Source organism: Cellulomonas algicola (genome assembly GCF_003851725.1).
Classification (GTDB): Bacteria; Actinomycetota; Actinomycetes; order Actinomycetales; family Cellulomonadaceae; genus Cellulomonas; species Cellulomonas algicola.
Map to the genome: position 1 here is coordinate 1 of NZ_BHYL01000471.1, position 1,489 is coordinate 1,489.

2 protein-coding genes are annotated in these 1,489 nt (G+C 78.6%); both read left to right on the forward strand.

Annotation, left to right across the window (positions count from 1 at the left end):
* Positions 1-342, forward strand: a 342-nt coding sequence (locus CTKZ_RS20905; RefSeq protein ID WP_124344688.1) for a DUF4432 family protein, incomplete at its 5' end; no start/stop codon positions are given.
* Positions 339-1,418 carry a class I mannose-6-phosphate isomerase gene (locus tag CTKZ_RS20910; protein ID WP_235843594.1) on the forward strand — a complete coding sequence of 360 codons (1,080 nt, stop codon included), beginning with the start codon at positions 339-341 and terminating at the stop codon, positions 1,416-1,418. The genes CTKZ_RS20905 and CTKZ_RS20910, both read left to right, overlap by 4 nt.
* Positions 1,419-1,489: the final 71 nt, after the last annotated feature.

Below are 1,489 nucleotides of genomic sequence, written 5' to 3' on the forward strand. Positions count from 1 at the left end.
CCGCCCGGCCGGTCCCCGCTCGTGCTGCCCGACCCGGCCCCCGGAGCGGAGGCCGTCGTCGCCGAGCACCGCCCCCGCACGCCCGTCGCGCGGCTCACCGGCACGGGGCACGGCGTCGACGTCGAGGTCCGCTGGACGGGCGACACCCTCCCCCGCCTCTGCACGTGGGCCTGGCCCGCCGCGGGTGCGTGGGTGCTCGGCGTCGAACCGACCAACGCCCCGCTGCTCGGCGCCGAGCGCGACGCGCCGCACGCCGGTGCACCGCTGCTCGAGCCGGGCGCGTCGTGGCGCACCGGCGTGACGATCGCCGTCGTCCCGGCGGCCGACCAGGAGGACGCGTGACGACCCGACCCGCCGCCGACCCGACCGCCGCGGACCCAACCGCCGGCCCGACCGCCGACGCGTCGGCGGACGTCCGGCCCACGCATCCGGTGACGCTGCCCGCGAACCAGCCGCCCGAGCGCTTCTACCGCGGCGGTGCGCGCATCGCCGAGTTCCGCGGCGAGCCCGTGACGAGCGAGCGCGTGCCCGAGGACTGGGTCGGCTCGACGACCACGCTCTTCGGGGAGCCGACGCTCGGGCTGTCGCCGCTCCCCCGGGGGGACCTGCTCGCCGACGCCGTCGCCGCGGACCCGGTGCACTGGCTCGGCGCCGAGCACGTCGCCGCGTCCGGGCCCGACACGGCGCTGCTCGTCAAGCTCCTCGACGCCGGCGAGCGGCTGCCCGTGCACGCCCACCCCGACGTCCCGTTCGCGGGCGAGCACCTCGGCCTCGCGCACGGCAAGACGGAGGCGTGGATCGCGCTCGCCGACGCCGACGTCCACCTCGCGTTCGCCCGCGACGTCACCGCCGACGAGCTCGACCGCTGGGTCGCGACGCAGGACACCGCCGCGATGCTCGGCGCGATGCACCGCCTGCACGTCCGCACGGGCGACGCGGTGCTCGTGCCCGCCGGGCTCCCGCACGCGATCGGTGCGGGCGCGTTCGTCGTCGAGCTCCAGGAGCCCACCGACCTGTCGATCCTGCTCGAGTGGGACGGCTTCGCGATCGACGGTCCGCGCGACGGGCACCTCGGGCTCGGTCACGCCACCGCGCTGCGGGCCGTGGACCGTCGGGGCTGGTCGTCCGACGAGGTCGCCGGGCTCGTGCAGGCCGACGCGTCGACGGTCGGTTCCCTGCTCCCGGGCGGTGCCGCGTTCTTCCGCGCCGACCGCGTGCGCGGCGACGACCGGTGGGAGCCGTCGTTCGCCGTGGTCGTCGTCACGGCCGGCACCGGCACGCTCGTGGCCGCCGACGGCACCCGCACCCCGCTGCGCGCCGGGGCGACGCTCGTCGTCCCGCACGCTGCCGGCTCCCTCGACGTCGTCGCCGGCGCGGATCTCGAGCTGGTCCGCTGCCGGCCTCCGCTCCCGGCCTGACTCCGCTCGCGCCGGGAGCCGACGGCCCCGCCTCCCTCCGCCGGGGAGCGCGGGGCCGTCCTGGTCCGGCC